Raw genomic sequence first — 16,104 nt, 5'->3', positions numbered from 1 at the left:
GGGAGAAACCGTCAGTGCCCTTTCGCGAAGGTCCCCTCGGCGACCTGAAAGTGCCGCTCACCTGGACCGCGGCCGTGGCGCTTATCGTCGCGGTCGTGATCGCGGTGGCGTTCCTGCTGGCGGACCGGCGCGAGACGCTCCAAGACCATGCCTATGGCGTGACCCGTCAGACGGTCGACACGGTGTCGAAGCCGGTCAGCGGCGTCATCGCCGCACCGGGACGCTGGACGGGCCTGGGGCTTGATTTCGCCCGTAGCTACTTCTTCACCGCTTCGGAAAACCGTCGGTTGAAAGCCGAGATCGCCGATCTGCGCCATTGGCGCGATCAGGCGCTGGCGCTGCAGGACACCAACGACCGTTACAAGTCGCTGCTGGGGCTGAAGACTGATCCGCCGATTCCGATGGCCTCGGCGCGCGTGGTCAGCGACAGCAGGGGGCCGTTCGCCAATACTCGCCTGGCCGACGCCGGCTCGGAAAAGGGCGTGCTGGTCGGCAATCCTGTGCTCAATGAGCGTGGCCTGGTAGGCCGCATCGTTGGCGTTTCGCGCGGGGCCAGTCGGGTGCTGCTGCTGACCGACATCGCCTCGCGCACTCCGGTGATGATCGACCGCACCAACGCCCGCGCTATCCTGACCGGCGATGGCGGCCCCAACCCCAAGCTGGAATATCTGCGCGGCGTCGATCCGATCCAGGAGGGCGACCGGGTCGTGACCTCCGGCGACGGCGGCGTGGTGCCGCGCGGCCTGCCGGTGGGCGCGGCGGTGAAGGGTCTGGACGGTCGCTGGCGCGTGGTGCTGTTTGCCGACGACGCGGCCATAGACTTTGTCCGCATCCTGCTCTTCAAGGACTTCGCTCAGCTGGCCGACGAAAAGCAGTTGCAGACCCGCACCCTGCCGCCAGTGACGACCGAAGATCCGCAGACTTCGATCCTCAGCGCGCCAGCTCCCATCGCGAAGCCGCCGGCTGCTCCGGCCACGACCGCGCCAGCCGCAACCTCGACGCCTAAACCACCCCCGCCCAAACCTGCTGCGCCCAAACCTGCTGCGCCCAAACCTGCCGCTCCCAGGCCCGTGACGCCAACGCCGGTCGTCGGGGCGCCGCAATGAGCATGCGCGGCGCCAAGCCTCTGCACCCGGCGCGCTGGCTGGGTATTCCGCTGCTGGTCTGCATAGGGGCGACCATCGTGTTTTCGGCGCCGCTGCGCATTTGGGGCCTGCAACTGCCCGAGCCGGTGTTCGCCATGATCCCGGCGTTCGCCTGGGCCCTGATCCGACCGTCGATCCTGGCCCCGTTCGCCATCCTGCTGCTCGGTCTGTTTCTCGACCTGTTCTGGGGCGGACCAACGGGACTTTGGGGCCTGTCCCTGCTGGTCGCCTATGCCATGGTGCTCATCGCCCGCAACATGATGACGGGTCAGAGCCGACCGATGATGTGGGCTTGGTTCGCGGGCGTCACCGCCGTGGCGATGGGCGCGGGCTTCCTGTTCTCGATGCTGGATAGCCTGGCCATGCCCAGCTTGCTGGCCGTGTTCTGGCAGTTCCTGGCCACGGCGCTGCTGTTCCCGTTCGCCCACCGCCTCGTCGATCGCTTCGACGATGCCGACGTCCGTTTCCGGTAGGGCGATGAGCGAACCGTCAATCCTGTTTTTCGAGGTCAATGAACGCCAGGGGGTCTTCCACCGGCGCGCGTTCCTGATGGGCGGCTTGGCGGGCGCTGGTCTGCTGGCCTTGGGCGGTCGTCTGGCGCAGCTGCAGCTGGTCGAGGCTCAGCGGTACCAGAAGCTATCGGCCGGCAATCAGTTCAACTACCGCCTGATGCCGCCGCCGCGCGGCTTGATCCTCGACCGTAACGGCGTTCCCCTGGCGTCCAACCGGCCAAACTTCCGGCTGATGATCACCAAGGACAAGGGCATGGATGTCGAGGCCGCCCTCGACGACCTGTCCAAGCTGGTGCCCATCGATGGCTCGCGCCGCGCTCGCCTGATCAAGGACATCGCCCGCGCGCCCCGCAAGGCGCCGGTGGCGATCATGGAAGACATGAGCTGGGAAGAGTTCTCCCGGGTCAATATCCGCGCGCCGGAACTGCCGGGCGTCACCGCCGACATGGGCGAGGTGCGGGTCTATCCGTTCGGCGGAGCCTTCGCCCACGTGATCGGCTATGTCGCCAAGGTCTCGGACCGCGACCTGACGGCGGCCGAAAAGGACCCGACCCAGGATCAGGATCTGCTGCACCATCCCGGCTTCCGGATCGGCAAACAGGGCGTGGAGAAGGCCTTCGACATCGACCTGCGAGGCCGCGCCGGCGCGACCAAGGCAGAGGTCGACTCCCTGGGCCGTGTCGTGCGCCTGGACCCCGAGGGGGATATCCGGCCGACGCCGGGTAAGGAAATTCGCCTCACCCTCGACGCCGACATCCAGAACCGCGCCCTCGAGGTGATGGGCGAGGAGAGCGGCGCCATCGTGCTGATGGACTGCCGCAACGGCGACATCTTGTGCATGGTCTCGGCGCCCAGCTTCGACGCCAACCGCTTCGTCAAGGGACTTAGCGGCCCGGAATACAAGGCGCTGTCGGAATACGAACGCAAACCCCTGCTCGACAAGTCGATGACCGGCACCTTCCCGCCGGGCTCGACCTTCAAGCCGACCGTGGGCTTAGCGGCTCTTACCGCCGGCATCGATCCCGAGGTGCGGATCAATTGCGGCGGCAGCTGGTACTATGGCGGCCGCACTTGGCGGTGCTGGGAGCCGCGCGGCCACGGCTCGCAGAACCTGCACGACGCGATCAAGAACTCGTGCGACGTCTATTTCTATCAGACATCGCTGAAGATCGGCCCCGACGCCATCGCCAACGCGGCGCGGGCCGTGGGTTTCGGCCAGCTGTTCGACATCGGCATTCCCGGCCAGAAGAAGGGTAACGTCCCCGACCGGGCCTGGAAGAAACGGGCCTTTAAGAAAAATCCCGCCAACCAAATCTGGTTTCCTGGCGAAACCCCTAGCTACGCGATCGGGCAAGGGGCCCTGACGGTCAACGCCCTCCAGCTGGCGGTAATGACCGCGCGCCTGGCCAACGGCAAGAAGGCCCTGACCCCGCGCCTGATCAAGTCAGTCGGAGGGGTCGAGCAGCCCAGTGGCGCGGCTGTGCCCGACCTGCCGTTCTCGGCCGAGCATCTGGCCTATGTGCGGGGCGCCATGGCCGCCGTCGCCAACGACGTGCGCGGCACGGCCTATCGGCAAAGCCAACTCGGCCTGGGTGACGTGCAGATGGCCGGCAAGACCGGCACGGCCCAGGTCCGCAGCTATGACGGGGTGGCCAACCGCAAGGGCTATGCGACGACCTGGAGGCTCAGGGACCACAACCTGTTCGTCGCCTTCGCCCCCTATGACGATCCGCGCTACGCGGTATCGGTTATCATCGAGCACGGGGGCCTGGGCGGCGCCGTCGCCGGCGCGCCTCGGGCGCGCGAGGTGATGCGCGTGGCCCTGCTGAAGGATCCGGAAATTCGCGCCCGCATCGAAAAGCCAATGCCCTTGCCCGACGTCCCACCCGAAGAGGTAATCGAAGGCGCTGCGCCCGAGGATCCGATCGTGAGCGCGCCGCCGCCGGCCGCGCAGCAGGAGCCGCAAGAATGACCCTTAGCGGCGGCCTCAGCCGGCCCGGCGAACGCGACCGGCCGATTATCAAGTTCATGGAGATCGACTGGACGTTCTGTCTGGCGCTCTGCCTGATCGCCGGCGCGGGCGCGCTGATGCTGTTCTCGATCGCCGGCGCCTCGTGGGAACCCTGGGCGGCCAAGCATCTGGTGCGCTTCGGCATCTATTTCGTGATCATGATCGTGTTGGCCATGGTCGACCTGCGCCTGTGGTTCATTATCGCCTATCCGGTCTATGTTGCAGGTCTGGTCCTGCTGGTCGCCGTTGAAGTGGTCGGCGACACCTCGCTCGGCGCCCAGCGCTGGCTGTCAATTGGCGGCTTCCGCTTCCAACCCTCCGAAATCATGAAGGTGGGCCTCGTCCTGGCCTTGGCCCGCTACTATCACGGCCTATCCGCCGACAGCGCCCGGATGTCTTGGCGCCTGCTGGTCCCGGCGCTGATGATCGGCGCGCCCGTGCTGCTGGTGGCCCACCAGCCAGATCTTGGCACGGCGGTGCTGATCGCGGCCACGGGCCTGGCGATCGTCATCCTGGCGGGACTGTCGTGGAAGATCATTGTCGCGGGTGTAGTGGGGGCGCTTGTCGCCCTTCCGCCCTTTGTGCTGTTCGTGCTGCACGAATATCAGCGCAACCGCATCCTGACCTTCATGAACCCGGAGAGCGACCCGTCAGGCAAGGGCTACCAGATCGTGCAGTCCAAGATCGCCCTCGGCTCGGGCGGCTTGATGGGCAAGGGCTTTGGCCTGGGCTCACAGAGCCAGCTGAACTTCCTGCCCGAGAAACAGACCGACTTCATCTTCGCCACCCTGGCCGAGGAGTTCGGCTTCGCGGGCTGCTTCAGCGTTCTCTTCCTGTATGGCGTCGTGATCTTCATGGCCCTGCGCATCGCCTCGATCAGCCACAGCCATTTCGGGCGCCTGGCGGCGGCCGGGACCACGGCCACCTTCGCGCTCTATGTGATGATCAATGGCGCCATGGTCATGGGTATGGCTCCCGTGGTCGGCGTGCCCATGCCGATGTTGTCTTACGGCGGCACCGTGATGTTGACGGTGATGATCGGCTTTGGCCTGGTGCAGGCCGTGCGAGTGCATCGCTACACCGAAGTGACCAGCGGCAAGGGCTCGCTGATGTAATGCAGAACGAGGCCGCCGAACCGCTGCCTGTCCTGACGACGCCGCGTCTCAAGCTGCGCTGCTTCCGTATCTCGGACGCACCCGTCCTGGCCGCCAACCTCACCCCGGCCGTTACCCGTTGGCTGGCGACCTGGCCGGACCCGGTGTCCGTCGCATTGGCCGCCGAGCGGATCGCAACCGCGCGCCAGGGCGCGCTGGCCGGATGGCACGTGGGCTATGCGATCGAGCGGTTGTCCGACGGCGTCTTGATCGGCGGCTTCGGCGGCGGAACCGCCGACGCCCCGGACCCTGTCGATGTCGGCTATCATCTGGCCGAGCATGCCCATGGCCAGGGCTACATGGTCGAAGCGGGGAGGGCGGCCATCGCGGCGATGTGGGATCTGCTGCCGATGCGGGTCATCGAGGCAGTCGCCCAGCGTGAGAACGCAGCGTCTTTCGCGATCATGCGGCGCCTAGGCATGACCCCGACGGGCCAGCGCCTGGTCCATTCGCCGGCGCGGGACCGCTGGGAGTGGTGCGGCGTTCAGGCGATCGGTCGGCCGACCTAGGACTTCAGGAAACCAGCGCAGCCTCGGTGGCGCGGACCAGTCCGTCGATGACCCCCGGCTCGGTTGAGGCGTGACCGGCGTCCCAGATGATGTCGAAGCGGGCCTGCGGCCAGGCCTTGTGCAGCTTCCAGGCGCTGTCTAACGGTGTGACCACGTCAAAGCGGCCCTGAACGATCCAGCCCGGTATGTGCTTGATCTTGTCGATGTTCTTCAGGATCCAGCCGTCGTGATCGAAGAAACCCCGGTTGGTGAAGAAGTGGCATTCGATCCGCGCGAAGGCGATGGCGAAGTCTTCTTCGTTGAATTTCGGGGGGCGGGCCTCCGGTCCTCGCAGTGAGATGGTGTCGCCTTCCCACTGGCTCCAGGCGGCGGCGGCTTCCAGCTGAACCTTGCGGTCCTGGGCCACCAGTCGCCGGTGATAGGCGCTCATCAGGTCGCCGCGCTCTTCCTCCGGGATAGGCGCCAAGAACCGCTCCCAGGCGTCGGGAAACAGCATCGACGCGCCTTCCTGGTAGAACCAGCGCAGTTCCTTCTCGGTCAGCAGGAAGATGCCGCGCAGCACCAGACCCTCGACGCGGTCGGGATGCTTGATGGCGTAGGCCAGGGCCAGGGTCGAACCCCAGGAGCCGCCGAACACCGTCCACTTCTCGACACCCAGATGCTCGCGAAGGCGTTCGATGTCCTCGATCAGGCTCCAGGTGGTGTTGTCCTCGAGGCTGGCATTGGGGCGCGAACGTCCGCAGCCGCGCTGGTCGAACAGGGTCATGCGCCATTTGGCCGGGTCGAAGAACCGCCGCATGGTCGGATTGACCGCCCCGCCCGGACCGCCGTGCAGGATCACGCAAGGCTTGCCGCGCGGGTTGCCGCATTCTTCGTAATAGATCTCATGCGGGCCGCCCGTGGGCATCCAGCCGAACGAATAGGGCTCGACTTCGCGAAACAGGCCGCGCCGGCCGGTCGAGGACATGACGATGGAGGAGGCGTTACGATCCATCCCCAGAACCTAGCGCGCTTCACGCCCTCCTGTGAACGGAAGATCGATCTTGAAGCCTTCAGGGATACGCAAGCTCGCCGAGTTGCTATCTTCCGCTGATGGACTCGCCTGAAGATCTGACCGACGAAGAGCTGCTGGGCATGCTCACCCCGCGCCAGCTGGCCGAACTGGACCGCACCATCGGCGAGACCTTCGCCGACGGCGGCGTGGATCGCGCCGAGGCGCTGTTCGCCCTGGCCCAGGTCTATTCGATGCGCGCCGCCGAGCGGGACGAGACCTCCGCCCTGGCCATGCTGCAGCTGGCGGCCGCGATGCGCCGCCGGGCCCAGGTGCTGGCTGGCGGCGGGGCCTGACCAGTCAGGCCGGAAAGCGCCGATCCAGCCAGTCGAGAATGGCGGTGTTCACCTCCGCCGGCTTCTCCTGCTGGGTCCAGTGACCGCTGCCCTCGATCAGCACCTTTTCCAGATCCTCGATCTGCTCGCCCATCCGGTCGCAGAGCGAGGGCGGCAGGACCACGTCGTGCTCGGCCATGATCATCAGGCAGGGCATGCCGTCGATGCGTCGCGGCAGGTGTTCTGACCGCTCCCAGTTGCGGGTGAAGTTGCGATACCAGTTGATGCCGCCGGTAAAGCCGGTGCGCTCGAAGCTTTCGGTGAATACCGCCAGTTCCTCCGGGCGCAGGAACTGCAACGGATCATTGGCCGGATCGTAGCGCGCCAGGCCTTCTTGAAGCGCCAGGCTGCGGCGCTCGGCGGGACGGGCCTCGAAGGCCTCCACGCCATCGGCGGGCGCGCGCATGAAGAAGCGGATGGTCTTGCCCGGATCGGCGCCAAGCTGAGCGTCGGCGACGCCGGGCTTCTGGAAATGGACGATATACATCTCGTCGCCATAGGCGTGGCGGAACATCTCGATCGGATCCACCGGCAGGCGCGGTACGAACGGTGTGTTGAGGCCAATGATCCCGGCGCAGCGCGTCGGGTGCAGCAACGGCATGGCCCAGACGATGATGCCGCCCCAGTCGTGACCGCAGAATACCGCCTTTTCGACGCCCAGGTGGTCGAGCAACCCGACCAGATCGCCGGTCAGATGCTCCATGTCATAAGCCTGGAGGGCCTCGGGACGGTCGGTGAGGCCATAGCCGCGCTGATCCGGCGCGATTACCCACCGCCCGGCAGCCGCCAGCGCGGCGACCTGATGGCGCCAGGAATAGGAGAACTCGGGAAAGCCATGGCAGAGCACGACGGGAACGCCCTGGCGCGGACCGGCCTCGTAATAGGCCATCCGTATGCCATTGATCGTCGCGAACGACGGCTGCGGCATCGGCGGGGCGAGCGGTCGCGCCTCAGTGCGGCTCATAGCGTCTCCTGCTGATTTCCTGCCCTATATGATTGCCGATCACCTTGGGCCTGCGTTCAACCAGCCGCAAGCCGGATAAGGTGTTCACCTAACGTCAAACGGGAGTAGAAGCTGCGCATGAACGCTCTAGCTCCGCCCGCCGTCACGCCGTGGAAATTGATCCTGCTGCTGGGCGCCTTGACCGCGTTCGCGCCGATGTCGATCGACATGTACCTGTCGAGCCTGCCGGCGATCGGACGCGCTCTGAACGCAGGCGCCGATCAGACCCAGGCGACCCTGGCGGCCTTCTTCGCGGGCATGGCGATCGGACAAGTCGTTTACGGTCCCGCGTCCGACCGTCTTGGACGACGGGGTCCCATCCTGTTCGGCGTCGGTCTGTATGTCGTGGCGTCGATCGCCTGCGCCCTGGCGCCGACCATTGAGGCCTTGATCGCCGCCCGTTTCGTTCAAGCTCTCGGCGGCTGCGCCGGCGCCGTGGTGGCGCGGGCCGTGGTGCGCGACAAATTTGGCCATGCCGACACCGCTCGCGTTTTGTCGCTGATGACCCTGATCATGGGGCTGGCGCCGGTTCTGGCGCCGCAGTTCGGCGGGCTGATCCAGTTGATTGCCGGCTGGCGTGGTGTCTTCTGGACACTGGCGGTGTTTGGTCTCGCCATCGGTCTCTGGGTGGCGCTGGGACTCGGCGAGTCCCGATCCGCAGAGACCGAGGCCCAGGCGCGGTCGGAGAACCCTTTGAAGGCGTTCGCAGCCTTGCTGGGCATGCGACGTCTGGTCGGATACGGAATGGCCGGCATGCTGAACAGCGCGGTGCTGTTCAGCTACATCGCCGGGGCGCCGGACCTGATCATGAGCACCTATGGCCACTCGCCGCTGGTGTTCAACATCATCTTCGCGCTCAACGCGGTTGGCATTATCGGCGCTGGCCAGGTGAACCGTCTGCTGCTGCGTCGAACCACCCCGGATCGGGTGCTGATGCGGGCCAGCGTGGCGTCCATTGTCTGCGCCCTGTTGCTGGCGGTCGCGGCTTGGTCAGGTCTGGGCGAGCAGTGGACCGTCCTGCCGCTGCTGTTCCTGGCCTTGTCGACCTACGGCTTGATGGCCGGCAACACCATGGCCGGGGCGCTCAGTGTCGATCCGAGGCGAGCGGGCTCGACCTCGGCCCTGATGGGCTCGGCGTCCTTCGCCTTTGGCGCCTTGGCGTCGTGGGTCGGGAGCTTGCTTCACGATGGCACAGCGCGCCCCATGGCGAGCGTCATGGTCATCTGTCTTGTCGGCTCGTCCCTCGCCATCTTCCTGCTCGCCTTGCCCGAGGGCGGCGCGAAAGCCGAAGCCTAGGCTCTATTCTCAGGCGCGTGACGGGCGCCGAAACCGGCGTCCCCTTTCGGCTGTCACGCTTGCGGCGGCAGGGTAAAAGCTCGCCAGGCCAAAAGCGCCCAGCCCGCCATGAAGGCCAAGCCGCCCAACGGCGTCACCGCGCCAAGCACGCGCGGACCGCCCAGAGCCATCGCGTAGAGCGAACCGGAGAACAGCAGCGTTCCGACCAGGAACAGGCCGGCGACCAGACCCATGCCGCGCGCGCCGGCCCTGTGCAGGGCGAATGCGCCGAACACCGCCAGAGCGTGGGTCATCTGATAGAGCGAGCCAGTGTCCAGCCATTCGGCCGGCTTGGGCGCCTCCACGCCATGCGCCGCAAAGGCTCCCAGTGCGACGGCGCACAGGCCGCTCAGCGCCGCCAGGCCCGTCCAAATCCGGGGTGTCCAGGTCTTGGGTGTCCAGGCGGCCATCGGCTTACGCTCCGTCACTGTTGCAATCGTCTGGCGCGACCTTAACGTTGTTCACCTGCCCGTAAAGCCACCCCGTCAGAGGGCCGGCGCGGGCAGTCGGGAGGACGGCATGGCGCTCACCTGGGGCGACGATTATCCGATCCATCAGACGCCGGAGCCGGTCGCCTATGCCGGTACGGATCGGAACTTCTACGACCGCTATTTCTTCAACGGCTACGCGCTTGACGGCGATGGCAGCGATCTGTTCTTCGCCGCCGCGTTCGGCGTCTATCCGCATCTGAACATCGCCGACGCCGCCTTTTGCGTGATGAAGGACGGCAAGCAGGTCAATCTGCACGCCAGCCGATGGCTGCGCATGGAGCGGATGGACCTGACCGTCGGGCCGATCCGCATCGATGTGCTGGCGCCGCTTCAACGCCTCAAGCTCACGGTCGAGGCGCCCGAGCACGCCATCCGCGCCGAGATCGTCTTCGAAGGCCGGGCCTTTCCCGTCGAAGAGCCGCGCTTCATCCGCCGCAGTGGCCCGCGCACAGTCCTGGACTATACCCGCCTGACCCAGAACGGCCGTTACAGCGGCTGGATCGAGGTCGATGGCGTCCGCTCAGCCGTCGATGGCTATGTCGGTACCCGCGACCGGTCGTGGGGCGTGCGGCCCGTCGGGGCGCGCGATCCGCAGGATATGGCTCCGCCGACCATGCCCCAGTTCTTCTGGCTATGGTCGCCGTGCAGCTTCGAGGACGGGAGCCTGTTTTTCCACACTAACGACGACGAACTTGGCCGACCCTGGAATCGCCGCGCCGTCTGGCTCGATGACGGGGCTCGCGAAGACGGGAAGGGCGAGTTCGAGCAAGCGACCTGGGCCATCGACTGGCGGCCCGGCTCTCGTCATGCCTCGGCGGCGAGGCTCGACCTCGGCGCCGATGGCAAAGTGGTGATCGAGCCGCAGGCCGAGTTCTTCATGCTGGGCTTGGGCTATAGCCACCCCGCATGGGGTCATGGGCTCAATCACGGCGAGCTGGCCGTGGAGCGCGAAGATTTCGCCGCCGCCGATCTCGACCGACGCCTGCCGCATCACATGCACGTCCAGGCGCTCAGCCGGGTCGTCTTCACCGACGCTCGGGGGCGCAGTCGCGTCGGGCGCGGGGTGTTCGAACAACTGGCGCTGGGGCCACACGGGCCATCGGGCTTCAAGTCTATCCTGGATGTCGCTCCATGACGCTGGCGGAGCAGCTTGAAACCTATCTGACCCGTCACTTCGCATCACCGACCAAGGTGCTGGACCTTTCGCGCATTCCCGGCGGGGCCAGCCGGGAGACCTACCGCTTTGATGCAGCGGTCGATGGCGAAGTGCGGCCGCTGATCTTGCGCCGCGATCCCCCCGCCAGCCTGATCGAGACGGATCGCAGGCTGGAATACCTGGCCATCCAGTCTTTCCACGGCCGCGCGCCCGTGCCTGAACCGGTCGTGCTGGAGGCGCAAGGCGCGGAGCTGGAACGGCCGTTCTTCATCATGAGCCGCGTCGATGGCGGCGCGGCGGCCTCGCCCTTCACCGTCCAGCCGTACGGCCCGCATGCCCAGGCCATCGGCGAGACCTTTTTCGCTGCCCTGGGCGCCATCGCGGCGACCGATCCGGCTGGCCTGCCGTTGGCCAAGGCAGCGGTAACGCCCGACCCCGGCGACTGTTGGCGCGTTGCGCTGGACCACTGGGCCGGCGTGATCGAGGCCGACGAGCAGCATCCACAACCCATCGTGCGCGCCGCCATCCGCCGCCTGCGCCGCGCCCCGCCGCCGCCGGCCGCTGTTGTGCGGGTGGTGCACGGCGACTATCGCACCGGCAATTTCCTGCATGACGGCCAGGGGACGATTCTGGCGATCCTCGACTGGGAAATGGCGCATCTGGGCGACCCGCTGGAGGACGTGGCCTGGGCGATAGATCCGCTCTGGGGTCACTATGACGATACACGCGTGGCCGGGATGATTCCGAAAAACGAAGCCCTGGCGATCTGGAGCAGGGTCAGCGGCTTGCCGGTCGACCCCAAGGCCCTGGCATGGTGGCGGCTGTTCAGCGCGGTCAAGGGTCAGGCGATCTGGACCTCGGCGGCGCGGGAGTATCGCGACGGCGGCTTCAAGGATCCGGTCCTGGCCTTTTCCGGCTGGTACACCGCCAGGCGACACGATCAGATCCTGGCCGACGGCCTCATGCGTCTGGAGGGCCTGTCATGACCCCAAGCCTGCCCGATATCCTCGTCGGCAATTTCCTGTGTCTGGCCGATCCGCCCCCGCCGGAATCAGCGGGCGAGTTCATGGCCGGCAGGGTGGGGGCCACAGCCCTGCTGTCGCTGCTGGCGGCCCAGGAGGCCGAGCGCGGGTTGACGGCGCGGGTCTGGGAGAATGACGCGATCCGCGTGCTGTTGTCGGAAGCCGCACCCGTCCATGGCGAGGTCTTCGCTGCGGCTGCCACCGCAGGCTCCGTCGACGATTTTACATTGGCCGGGCTGGATCGCGCCAACGCCGCCTTGCGCCGGGCGCTGATCGCGTTGCACGAAGCTGTCGAGGCTGCGGGCGACACCGAGCGCGACCATGCGATCCTGCGCCTCTACCGCGACATGGCTCACGCCCGACGGCTGGTGATGCCGCCGTTGCCGGGGCGCTAACCTACTTTTTGTGCTTCATGTGATCGGCCAGTTCCTCTGGACCGATGTCAATGAAGGCTGGCGCCGAGGCATTGTAGGCGTCGGTCTTGCCCAGATCCATGACCACGCTGCGGTGGCCTTCCCAGATCATGTGGGCGGAGACGTAGAGCACGATGGCCAGGCCGACGAAGCCGATCCAGCGATGCTTGTGCAGCAGGTTGGCGATGGCCGAGGCGGCGACGCCCATCAGGATGATCGACAGCAGCAGGCCGAAGACCAGGATGCCGGGGTGTTCGCGGGCGGCGCCGGCCACGGCCAGAACGTTGTCGAGCGACATGGAGACGTCGGCGATCAGCACCTGGATGAAGGCCTGCTTGAAGGTCTTGACCGGTCGGGCGCGTGGTTCGGTCGTCGGATCGCCGTCGATCGAGGCGACAGCGTCGGCCTGATCGTGAGTGGCCTGCTCGCGCATCTCGCGCCACATCTTCCAGCAGACCCAGAGCAGAAGCACGCCGCCAGCCAGCAGCAGGCCGATGACGCCCAGCAGCCAGGTGGTGATCAGGGCAAAGCCGATCCGCAGGACCACGGCCGCGCCCAAGCCATACATAATGACCTTGCGGCGTTCCTTGGCCGGCAAACCGCCGGCCGCGAGGCCGACGGCGACGGCGTTGTCGCCGGCCAGAACAAGGTCGATCATCAGGACTTGCAGGAAGGCGAACATCGGGCCTTCGAGCCCGCCCGCCTGGGCGATCAGAGCGTCAAACATGACTCCTCATGCGGCAGGGCGGGCGGTGTTGCAAGCACGACCTAGTGGTGGGCGTGCTCGAGTTCCTTGCCGTGCTTGGCGTCGTGGCCATGGCCCTCGTGCGCGTGATTGTCGTGGGCATGGGCGTCATGGCCGTGGTCGGCGGCATGGTCGTCATGACCGTGCGCGTCGTGACCTTGATCGTCATGGGCATGCTCGCCGTGGGCCGGCGCATGCGACGCGGCGACCATCGGGTTCACATAGGCGACATGCTCGGCCGGCGCATGCGGATCGGGATGGGCGTCGGCGTGCAGATCATGCCCATGACCATCATGTGCGTGATCGCCATGAGCCTGCGCCTCATGACCATTGTCGGCGTGGCCATGATCGTCGGCATGAGCATGATCGTCATGACCATGGCTCAACGCGGTGGCGGCGACAGCTCCGCCAGCGGCGGCGACCATCGGATTGACGTAGGAGACGTGCGCGGTCTTCGGCGCATCGTCGCCCAGTTCCATCTCGTTGCGACCATAGTCGGTGAGGGTGCGGAACTTGCGACGGCGCTCGGCCTGGGCGCGACCGGCCGCGGCGTTGCGCGAGATGATCGCCAGAATGAGGACGGCCAGCAGCACCAGGGCGCCGCCCAGAACCGATTTCATCGGCGTCTGACCCAGGCCCGGCAGCACGACCTGACCATCGAGACCTGGCATGTTCAGCTTGGACAGCAGGCCGTTGGTCTTCTTCTTGGCTTCTTCCTTCAGCGGCGCAACGCGCTTGACGATCTCGCCCAGCGAGAAGGACTGCGCGGGCTTGACGCCGTTCAGGTCGATGCCGAAGTCCGACTTCAGCTGGCCCTTGGCCTCTTCGCCGGGCTTGACCTGCCAAGCGAAGGTGGTGGGCTCGCCCGGCTTGACCACGGCGGTCTGTTTGCCGTTCGGCGTGACCTCATAACCTTCGCCTTCGAGCTTGGCGTAGGCGCTGGTCTTCTTGGCGGCCTTGGTGAGGCCCAGCTTGGCGGCCTCGGCCTTGATCATGTCGCCCAAAGTGGCTGGCAGGGACAGAGTGACCTGTCCGGCCTCGCCTTTGCCCAGGCTGTCTCCAGCAGCCAGGACGGCGCCCTTGGTGGCCGCGGGCGCGATAGCAGCTTGAAGCTGGTCGAGCTTGGTCGGCGGCTTGAGCGCCACGACGGTCGCAATAGCGGGCGTCGGAGCCTTGGCCAGCGGCGCGACGGGCTTGACCGGCGTGATGGGCTTCAGGACGGGAGGGGCGATGACCGCCGCGGGTTTGACAGCAGCGACGGCAACGGGCTTGGCAACCGGCGCGGTCGCGACGACGGCGCGGCGTGCGGGCGCGGAAGACGCACGCGGCGCATAGCGAGCCGCGCGACGCTCCTTGGGATTGGGAATCGGCCGCATGGCCGTCACCAGGGTTCCGTCCGGCCGACGCCAGGTTTTCAGGCCCTTGGCCGCAGGAGAGGGTCCGGCAGTCACCGCGACGGGCGAGGTGGCCGCAGTCGGCGCGCCCAGCAGCCCATCGGGCGCCGAGCCAGCGTCCGGCGCCGGCGGCGCGCCCATCAGATCCGGCGAGGTCCCGGCGCTGGCGTCGTTCATGGCGTAGGGCGGTGTGGTGTCCACATCCCCCGCGCCGCAACCGGCAAGCACCAAGACGCTCAGCGCCGAAGCGCTCAGAGCCGCCAAACGCGTATGACGTCCAAACATCGGGTCCCCCGATCCCATGCCAGTTTTCCCGACGAGCAGCGCTCGCGGAACACTAGTCCGTGAGAGAAGCATGAGCGTGCGACGAAATCAAAACGGTTAAAGAAGATTCACGAACCGATTTCATCCTCTGCGGGAAACTCGTGACGCCTCATAGAGCGCTATTGCTGCCGCAGCAGACACATTCAGGCTCTCAAAGCCGCCGGGCATGGCAATTTTTCCCATTGCATCACAATGCTCTGCCACCAATCGGCGCACGCCTTCACCCTCCGAACCCAGAACAAGTACGGTCGGCGTGCCGTCGAGCACATTTTCGAGTGTTTCTTCAGCCTCGCCGGCGAGGCCAACGGCGCGCCAACCCATGTCGGCCAGTTCCTCCAGCGCGCGTGACAGATTGACGACACGGACATAGGGCACCTTGTCCACTGCGCCGACCGCCGTCTTGGCCAGAACGCCGGTCAGCGCCGGCGCGTGACGATCCTGCAGAATGGCGGCTCGGACCCCGAAGGCGGCGGCCGACCGGAAGATCGCGCCGATGTTCTGGGGATCGGTGATCTGGTCGAGCATGACGATCACGCCTTGGGCCGGCGCGCCGATCTCGGCGATCGACAGCGGTTCGGGCTCGTCGATCTTGAGGGCGATGCCCTGATGCACGGCGCCCTGGGGCAGCTGGCGGGCGATATCCTTGCCTTCCATGATCTGCACGCAAGGCAGCTTGGCGATATCTGGCGCGAGTCGCTTGGCCCTGTCGGCGGTCACCAGAAGGCGCTTCGGAGCGGGTCTGGCGGGGTTGCTCAAGGCCGCCTCAACGGCGTGGGTCCCCCAAATCCAGTCCTTCGCGTCATCGCCCCCCTTGGAAAAGCTCTGCTTATTCCGAGGCTTGTGACTAAAGTCACGTCCTGGTGCAGAAGGCTTCCGGCGGTCGTTGCGTTCGGAATGAGAGGACACTATAAGACGCGCTCCGATTTGGGGCCCTGAGGGTTTCCGCGAGCCAGGACGGCGCTGCTTTAGCACCGTCCGACAGTGTTCAAGGAAGTCTTTGTTCCTTTTTCATGACGAGCGGTTCGCCGGGCGTTGCGGGAAGGGAAGGGTCGCACTGAGGTCGCTCAACGCGCGCTGGGGGAATGTCCCGAGTGGCAAAGGGGGGGGACTGTAAATCCCCTGGCGTACGCCTTCGCAGGTTCGAGTCCTGCTTCCCCCACCACGCGCGTTGACCTCCTCTGGGCGATCAAGACAGGACGCCAAAGCCAGAGACCGGGAGCCGACCGCGACCCCGCTAGCCCGATGGGGTATATTGGGCGGGTATAGCACAGTGGTAGTGCAGCAGCCTTCCAAGCTGAGGATGCGGGTTCGATTCCCGCTACCCGCTCCAGCTCCCCCTATATAATGACCCATAATCATAGCCGCCGGCGCGCAAGGTAGAGACCATGGCCAAGGAAAAGTTCGAACGTAACAAGCCGCACTGCAACATCGGCACCATTGGTCACGTTGACCATGGCAAGACGACGCTGACGGCCGCGATCACCATTACGCTGTCCAAGATTGG

Annotated in this window: 17 protein-coding genes and 2 tRNA genes; 13 read left to right on the top strand and 6 right to left on the bottom strand. The window is 66.3% G+C overall.

What is annotated here, in order from left to right:
* The first annotated feature begins 14 nt into the window (after positions 1-14).
* The 5 genes from mreC to ACP69S_RS06500 are packed head-to-tail and all read left to right on the top strand — an operon-like array spanning position 15 to position 5,331.
* The gene (gene mreC, locus ACP69S_RS06520; protein ID WP_425995763.1) at positions 15-1,106 is read left to right on the top strand and encodes a rod shape-determining protein MreC; all 1,092 of its coding nucleotides are present in this window, start codon (positions 15-17) and stop codon (positions 1,104-1,106) included.
* Entirely contained in the window at positions 1,103-1,618 is a 516-nt protein-coding gene (locus tag ACP69S_RS06515) for a hypothetical protein (protein ID WP_425995762.1), read from the top strand. The genes mreC and ACP69S_RS06515 overlap by 4 nt, the downstream gene beginning before the upstream one ends.
* 4 nt (positions 1,619-1,622) lie before the next feature.
* The gene (mrdA, locus tag ACP69S_RS06510; RefSeq protein WP_425995761.1) at positions 1,623-3,629 is read left to right on the top strand and encodes a penicillin-binding protein 2; all 2,007 of its coding nucleotides are present in this window, start codon (positions 1,623-1,625) and stop codon (positions 3,627-3,629) included.
* Positions 3,626-4,783, top strand: a complete 1,158-nt coding sequence (gene rodA, locus ACP69S_RS06505) for a rod shape-determining protein RodA (RefSeq protein WP_425995760.1) — start codon at positions 3,626-3,628, stop codon at positions 4,781-4,783. The genes mrdA and rodA overlap by 4 nt, the downstream gene beginning before the upstream one ends.
* Positions 4,783-5,331, top strand: a complete 549-nt coding sequence (locus ACP69S_RS06500) for a GNAT family N-acetyltransferase (RefSeq protein WP_425995759.1) — start codon at positions 4,783-4,785, stop codon at positions 5,329-5,331. The genes rodA and ACP69S_RS06500 overlap by 1 nt, the downstream gene beginning before the upstream one ends.
* A gap of 4 nt (positions 5,332-5,335) precedes the next feature.
* Here ACP69S_RS06500 and pip read toward each other — a convergent pair whose 3' ends face one another.
* On the bottom strand, positions 5,336-6,325 hold the full coding sequence (pip, locus tag ACP69S_RS06495; RefSeq protein WP_425995758.1) for a prolyl aminopeptidase: 990 nt from the start codon (positions 6,323-6,325) through the stop codon (positions 5,336-5,338).
* 98 nt (positions 6,326-6,423) lie between these two features.
* Here pip and ACP69S_RS06490 point away from each other — a divergent pair, with 98 nt between their 5' ends.
* Positions 6,424-6,678, top strand: a complete 255-nt coding sequence (locus ACP69S_RS06490) for a low temperature requirement protein A (protein WP_425995757.1) — start codon at positions 6,424-6,426, stop codon at positions 6,676-6,678.
* Between the two features lie 4 nt (positions 6,679-6,682).
* Here the strand turns inward: ACP69S_RS06490 and ACP69S_RS06485 are convergent, their stop codons facing one another.
* Positions 6,683-7,645, bottom strand: coding sequence for an alpha/beta fold hydrolase (locus tag ACP69S_RS06485; RefSeq protein ID WP_425995991.1), 963 nt, complete (start codon positions 7,643-7,645; stop codon positions 6,683-6,685).
* A gap of 153 nt (positions 7,646-7,798) precedes the next feature.
* On the opposite strand from ACP69S_RS06485, the gene ACP69S_RS06480 reads away from it, so the two are divergent.
* Positions 7,799-9,016: a multidrug effflux MFS transporter gene (locus ACP69S_RS06480; RefSeq protein WP_425995756.1), complete on the top strand. Its 1,218-nt coding sequence runs from the start codon at positions 7,799-7,801 to the stop codon at positions 9,014-9,016.
* A gap of 53 nt (positions 9,017-9,069) precedes the next feature.
* Here the strand turns inward: ACP69S_RS06480 and ACP69S_RS06475 are convergent, their stop codons facing one another.
* On the bottom strand, positions 9,070-9,465 hold the full coding sequence (locus ACP69S_RS06475) for a DUF423 domain-containing protein (protein WP_425995755.1): 396 nt from the start codon (positions 9,463-9,465) through the stop codon (positions 9,070-9,072).
* A 109-nt stretch (positions 9,466-9,574) separates the two neighbouring features.
* On the opposite strand from ACP69S_RS06475, the gene ACP69S_RS06470 reads away from it, so the two are divergent.
* From ACP69S_RS06470 to ACP69S_RS06460, 3 genes are read left to right on the top strand one after another with little or no spacing between them, the layout of a single operon-like run.
* The gene (locus ACP69S_RS06470; protein ID WP_425995754.1) at positions 9,575-10,681 is read left to right on the top strand and encodes a hypothetical protein; all 1,107 of its coding nucleotides are present in this window, start codon (positions 9,575-9,577) and stop codon (positions 10,679-10,681) included.
* The gene (locus ACP69S_RS06465) at positions 10,678-11,688 is read left to right on the top strand and encodes a phosphotransferase family protein (protein WP_425995753.1); all 1,011 of its coding nucleotides are present in this window, start codon (positions 10,678-10,680) and stop codon (positions 11,686-11,688) included. Before ACP69S_RS06470 ends, ACP69S_RS06465 begins: the two co-directional genes overlap by 4 nt.
* Positions 11,685-12,119 (top strand): hypothetical protein, encoded by a 435-nt coding sequence (locus ACP69S_RS06460; protein ID WP_425995752.1) that lies wholly within the window; start codon positions 11,685-11,687, stop codon positions 12,117-12,119. Before ACP69S_RS06465 ends, ACP69S_RS06460 begins: the two co-directional genes overlap by 4 nt.
* Position 12,120: 1 nt before the next feature.
* Here ACP69S_RS06460 and ACP69S_RS06455 read toward each other — a convergent pair whose 3' ends face one another.
* The 3 genes from ACP69S_RS06455 to rlmB all read right to left on the bottom strand — a co-directional run bounded on the left by ACP69S_RS06455 (position 12,121) and on the right by rlmB (position 15,506).
* A complete protein-coding gene (locus ACP69S_RS06455; RefSeq protein ID WP_425995751.1) occupies positions 12,121-12,864 on the bottom strand; it encodes a TerC family protein in 744 nt (247 codons plus the stop codon).
* A 41-nt stretch (positions 12,865-12,905) separates the two neighbouring features.
* The gene (locus ACP69S_RS06450; RefSeq protein WP_425995750.1) at positions 12,906-14,561 is read right to left on the bottom strand and encodes a hypothetical protein; all 1,656 of its coding nucleotides are present in this window, start codon (positions 14,559-14,561) and stop codon (positions 12,906-12,908) included.
* Between the two features lie 120 nt (positions 14,562-14,681).
* Positions 14,682-15,506, bottom strand: a complete 825-nt coding sequence (gene rlmB / locus ACP69S_RS06445) for a 23S rRNA (guanosine(2251)-2'-O)-methyltransferase RlmB (protein ID WP_425995990.1) — start codon at positions 15,504-15,506, stop codon at positions 14,682-14,684.
* Between the two features lie 170 nt (positions 15,507-15,676).
* On the opposite strand from rlmB, the gene ACP69S_RS06440 reads away from it, so the two are divergent.
* The 3 genes from ACP69S_RS06440 to ACP69S_RS06430 form a co-directional block, all read left to right on the top strand.
* Positions 15,677-15,762: transfer RNA gene (locus ACP69S_RS06440), tRNA-Tyr, on the top strand.
* A gap of 94 nt (positions 15,763-15,856) precedes the next feature.
* A tRNA-Gly gene (locus ACP69S_RS06435) sits at positions 15,857-15,930 on the top strand.
* 55 nt (positions 15,931-15,985) lie between these two features.
* The coding region (locus tag ACP69S_RS06430; RefSeq protein ID WP_425995007.1) for a GTP-binding protein at positions 15,986-16,104 on the top strand (119 nt) is incomplete at its 3' end.

The sequence above is a fragment of the Caulobacter sp. DWR1-3-2b1 genome, from assembly GCF_049895765.1.
Classification (GTDB): domain Bacteria; phylum Pseudomonadota; class Alphaproteobacteria; order Caulobacterales; family Caulobacteraceae; genus Caulobacter.
This window is presented reverse-complemented; position numbering and strand designations above follow the sequence as displayed.

Bases quoted from the DNA above. Each gene is read 5' to 3' on its own strand.
- ACP69S_RS06515 (WP_425995762.1), top strand. From the start codon at position 1,103: ATGAGCATGCGCGGCGCCAAGCCTCTGCACCCGGCGCGCTGGCTGGGT.
- mrdA (WP_425995761.1), top strand. From the start codon at position 1,623: ATGAGCGAACCGTCAATCCTGTTTTTCGAGGTCAATGAACGCCAGGGG.
- rodA (WP_425995760.1), top strand. From the start codon at position 3,626: ATGACCCTTAGCGGCGGCCTCAGCCGGCCCGGCGAACGCGACCGGCCG.
- ACP69S_RS06500 (WP_425995759.1), top strand. From the start codon at position 4,783: ATGCAGAACGAGGCCGCCGAACCGCTGCCTGTCCTGACGACGCCGCGT.
- pip (WP_425995758.1), bottom strand. From the start codon at position 6,325: ATGGATCGTAACGCCTCCTCCATCGTCATGTCCTCGACCGGCCGGCGC.
- ACP69S_RS06490 (WP_425995757.1), top strand. From the start codon at position 6,424: ATGGACTCGCCTGAAGATCTGACCGACGAAGAGCTGCTGGGCATGCTC.
- ACP69S_RS06485 (WP_425995991.1), bottom strand. From the start codon at position 7,645: ATGCCGCAGCCGTCGTTCGCGACGATCAATGGCATACGGATGGCCTAT.
- ACP69S_RS06480 (WP_425995756.1), top strand. From the start codon at position 7,799: ATGAACGCTCTAGCTCCGCCCGCCGTCACGCCGTGGAAATTGATCCTG.
- ACP69S_RS06475 (WP_425995755.1), bottom strand. From the start codon at position 9,465: ATGGCCGCCTGGACACCCAAGACCTGGACACCCCGGATTTGGACGGGC.
- ACP69S_RS06470 (WP_425995754.1), top strand. From the start codon at position 9,575: ATGGCGCTCACCTGGGGCGACGATTATCCGATCCATCAGACGCCGGAG.
- ACP69S_RS06465 (WP_425995753.1), top strand. From the start codon at position 10,678: ATGACGCTGGCGGAGCAGCTTGAAACCTATCTGACCCGTCACTTCGCA.
- ACP69S_RS06460 (WP_425995752.1), top strand. From the start codon at position 11,685: ATGACCCCAAGCCTGCCCGATATCCTCGTCGGCAATTTCCTGTGTCTG.
- ACP69S_RS06455 (WP_425995751.1), bottom strand. From the start codon at position 12,864: ATGTTTGACGCTCTGATCGCCCAGGCGGGCGGGCTCGAAGGCCCGATG.
- ACP69S_RS06450 (WP_425995750.1), bottom strand. From the start codon at position 14,561: ATGTTTGGACGTCATACGCGTTTGGCGGCTCTGAGCGCTTCGGCGCTG.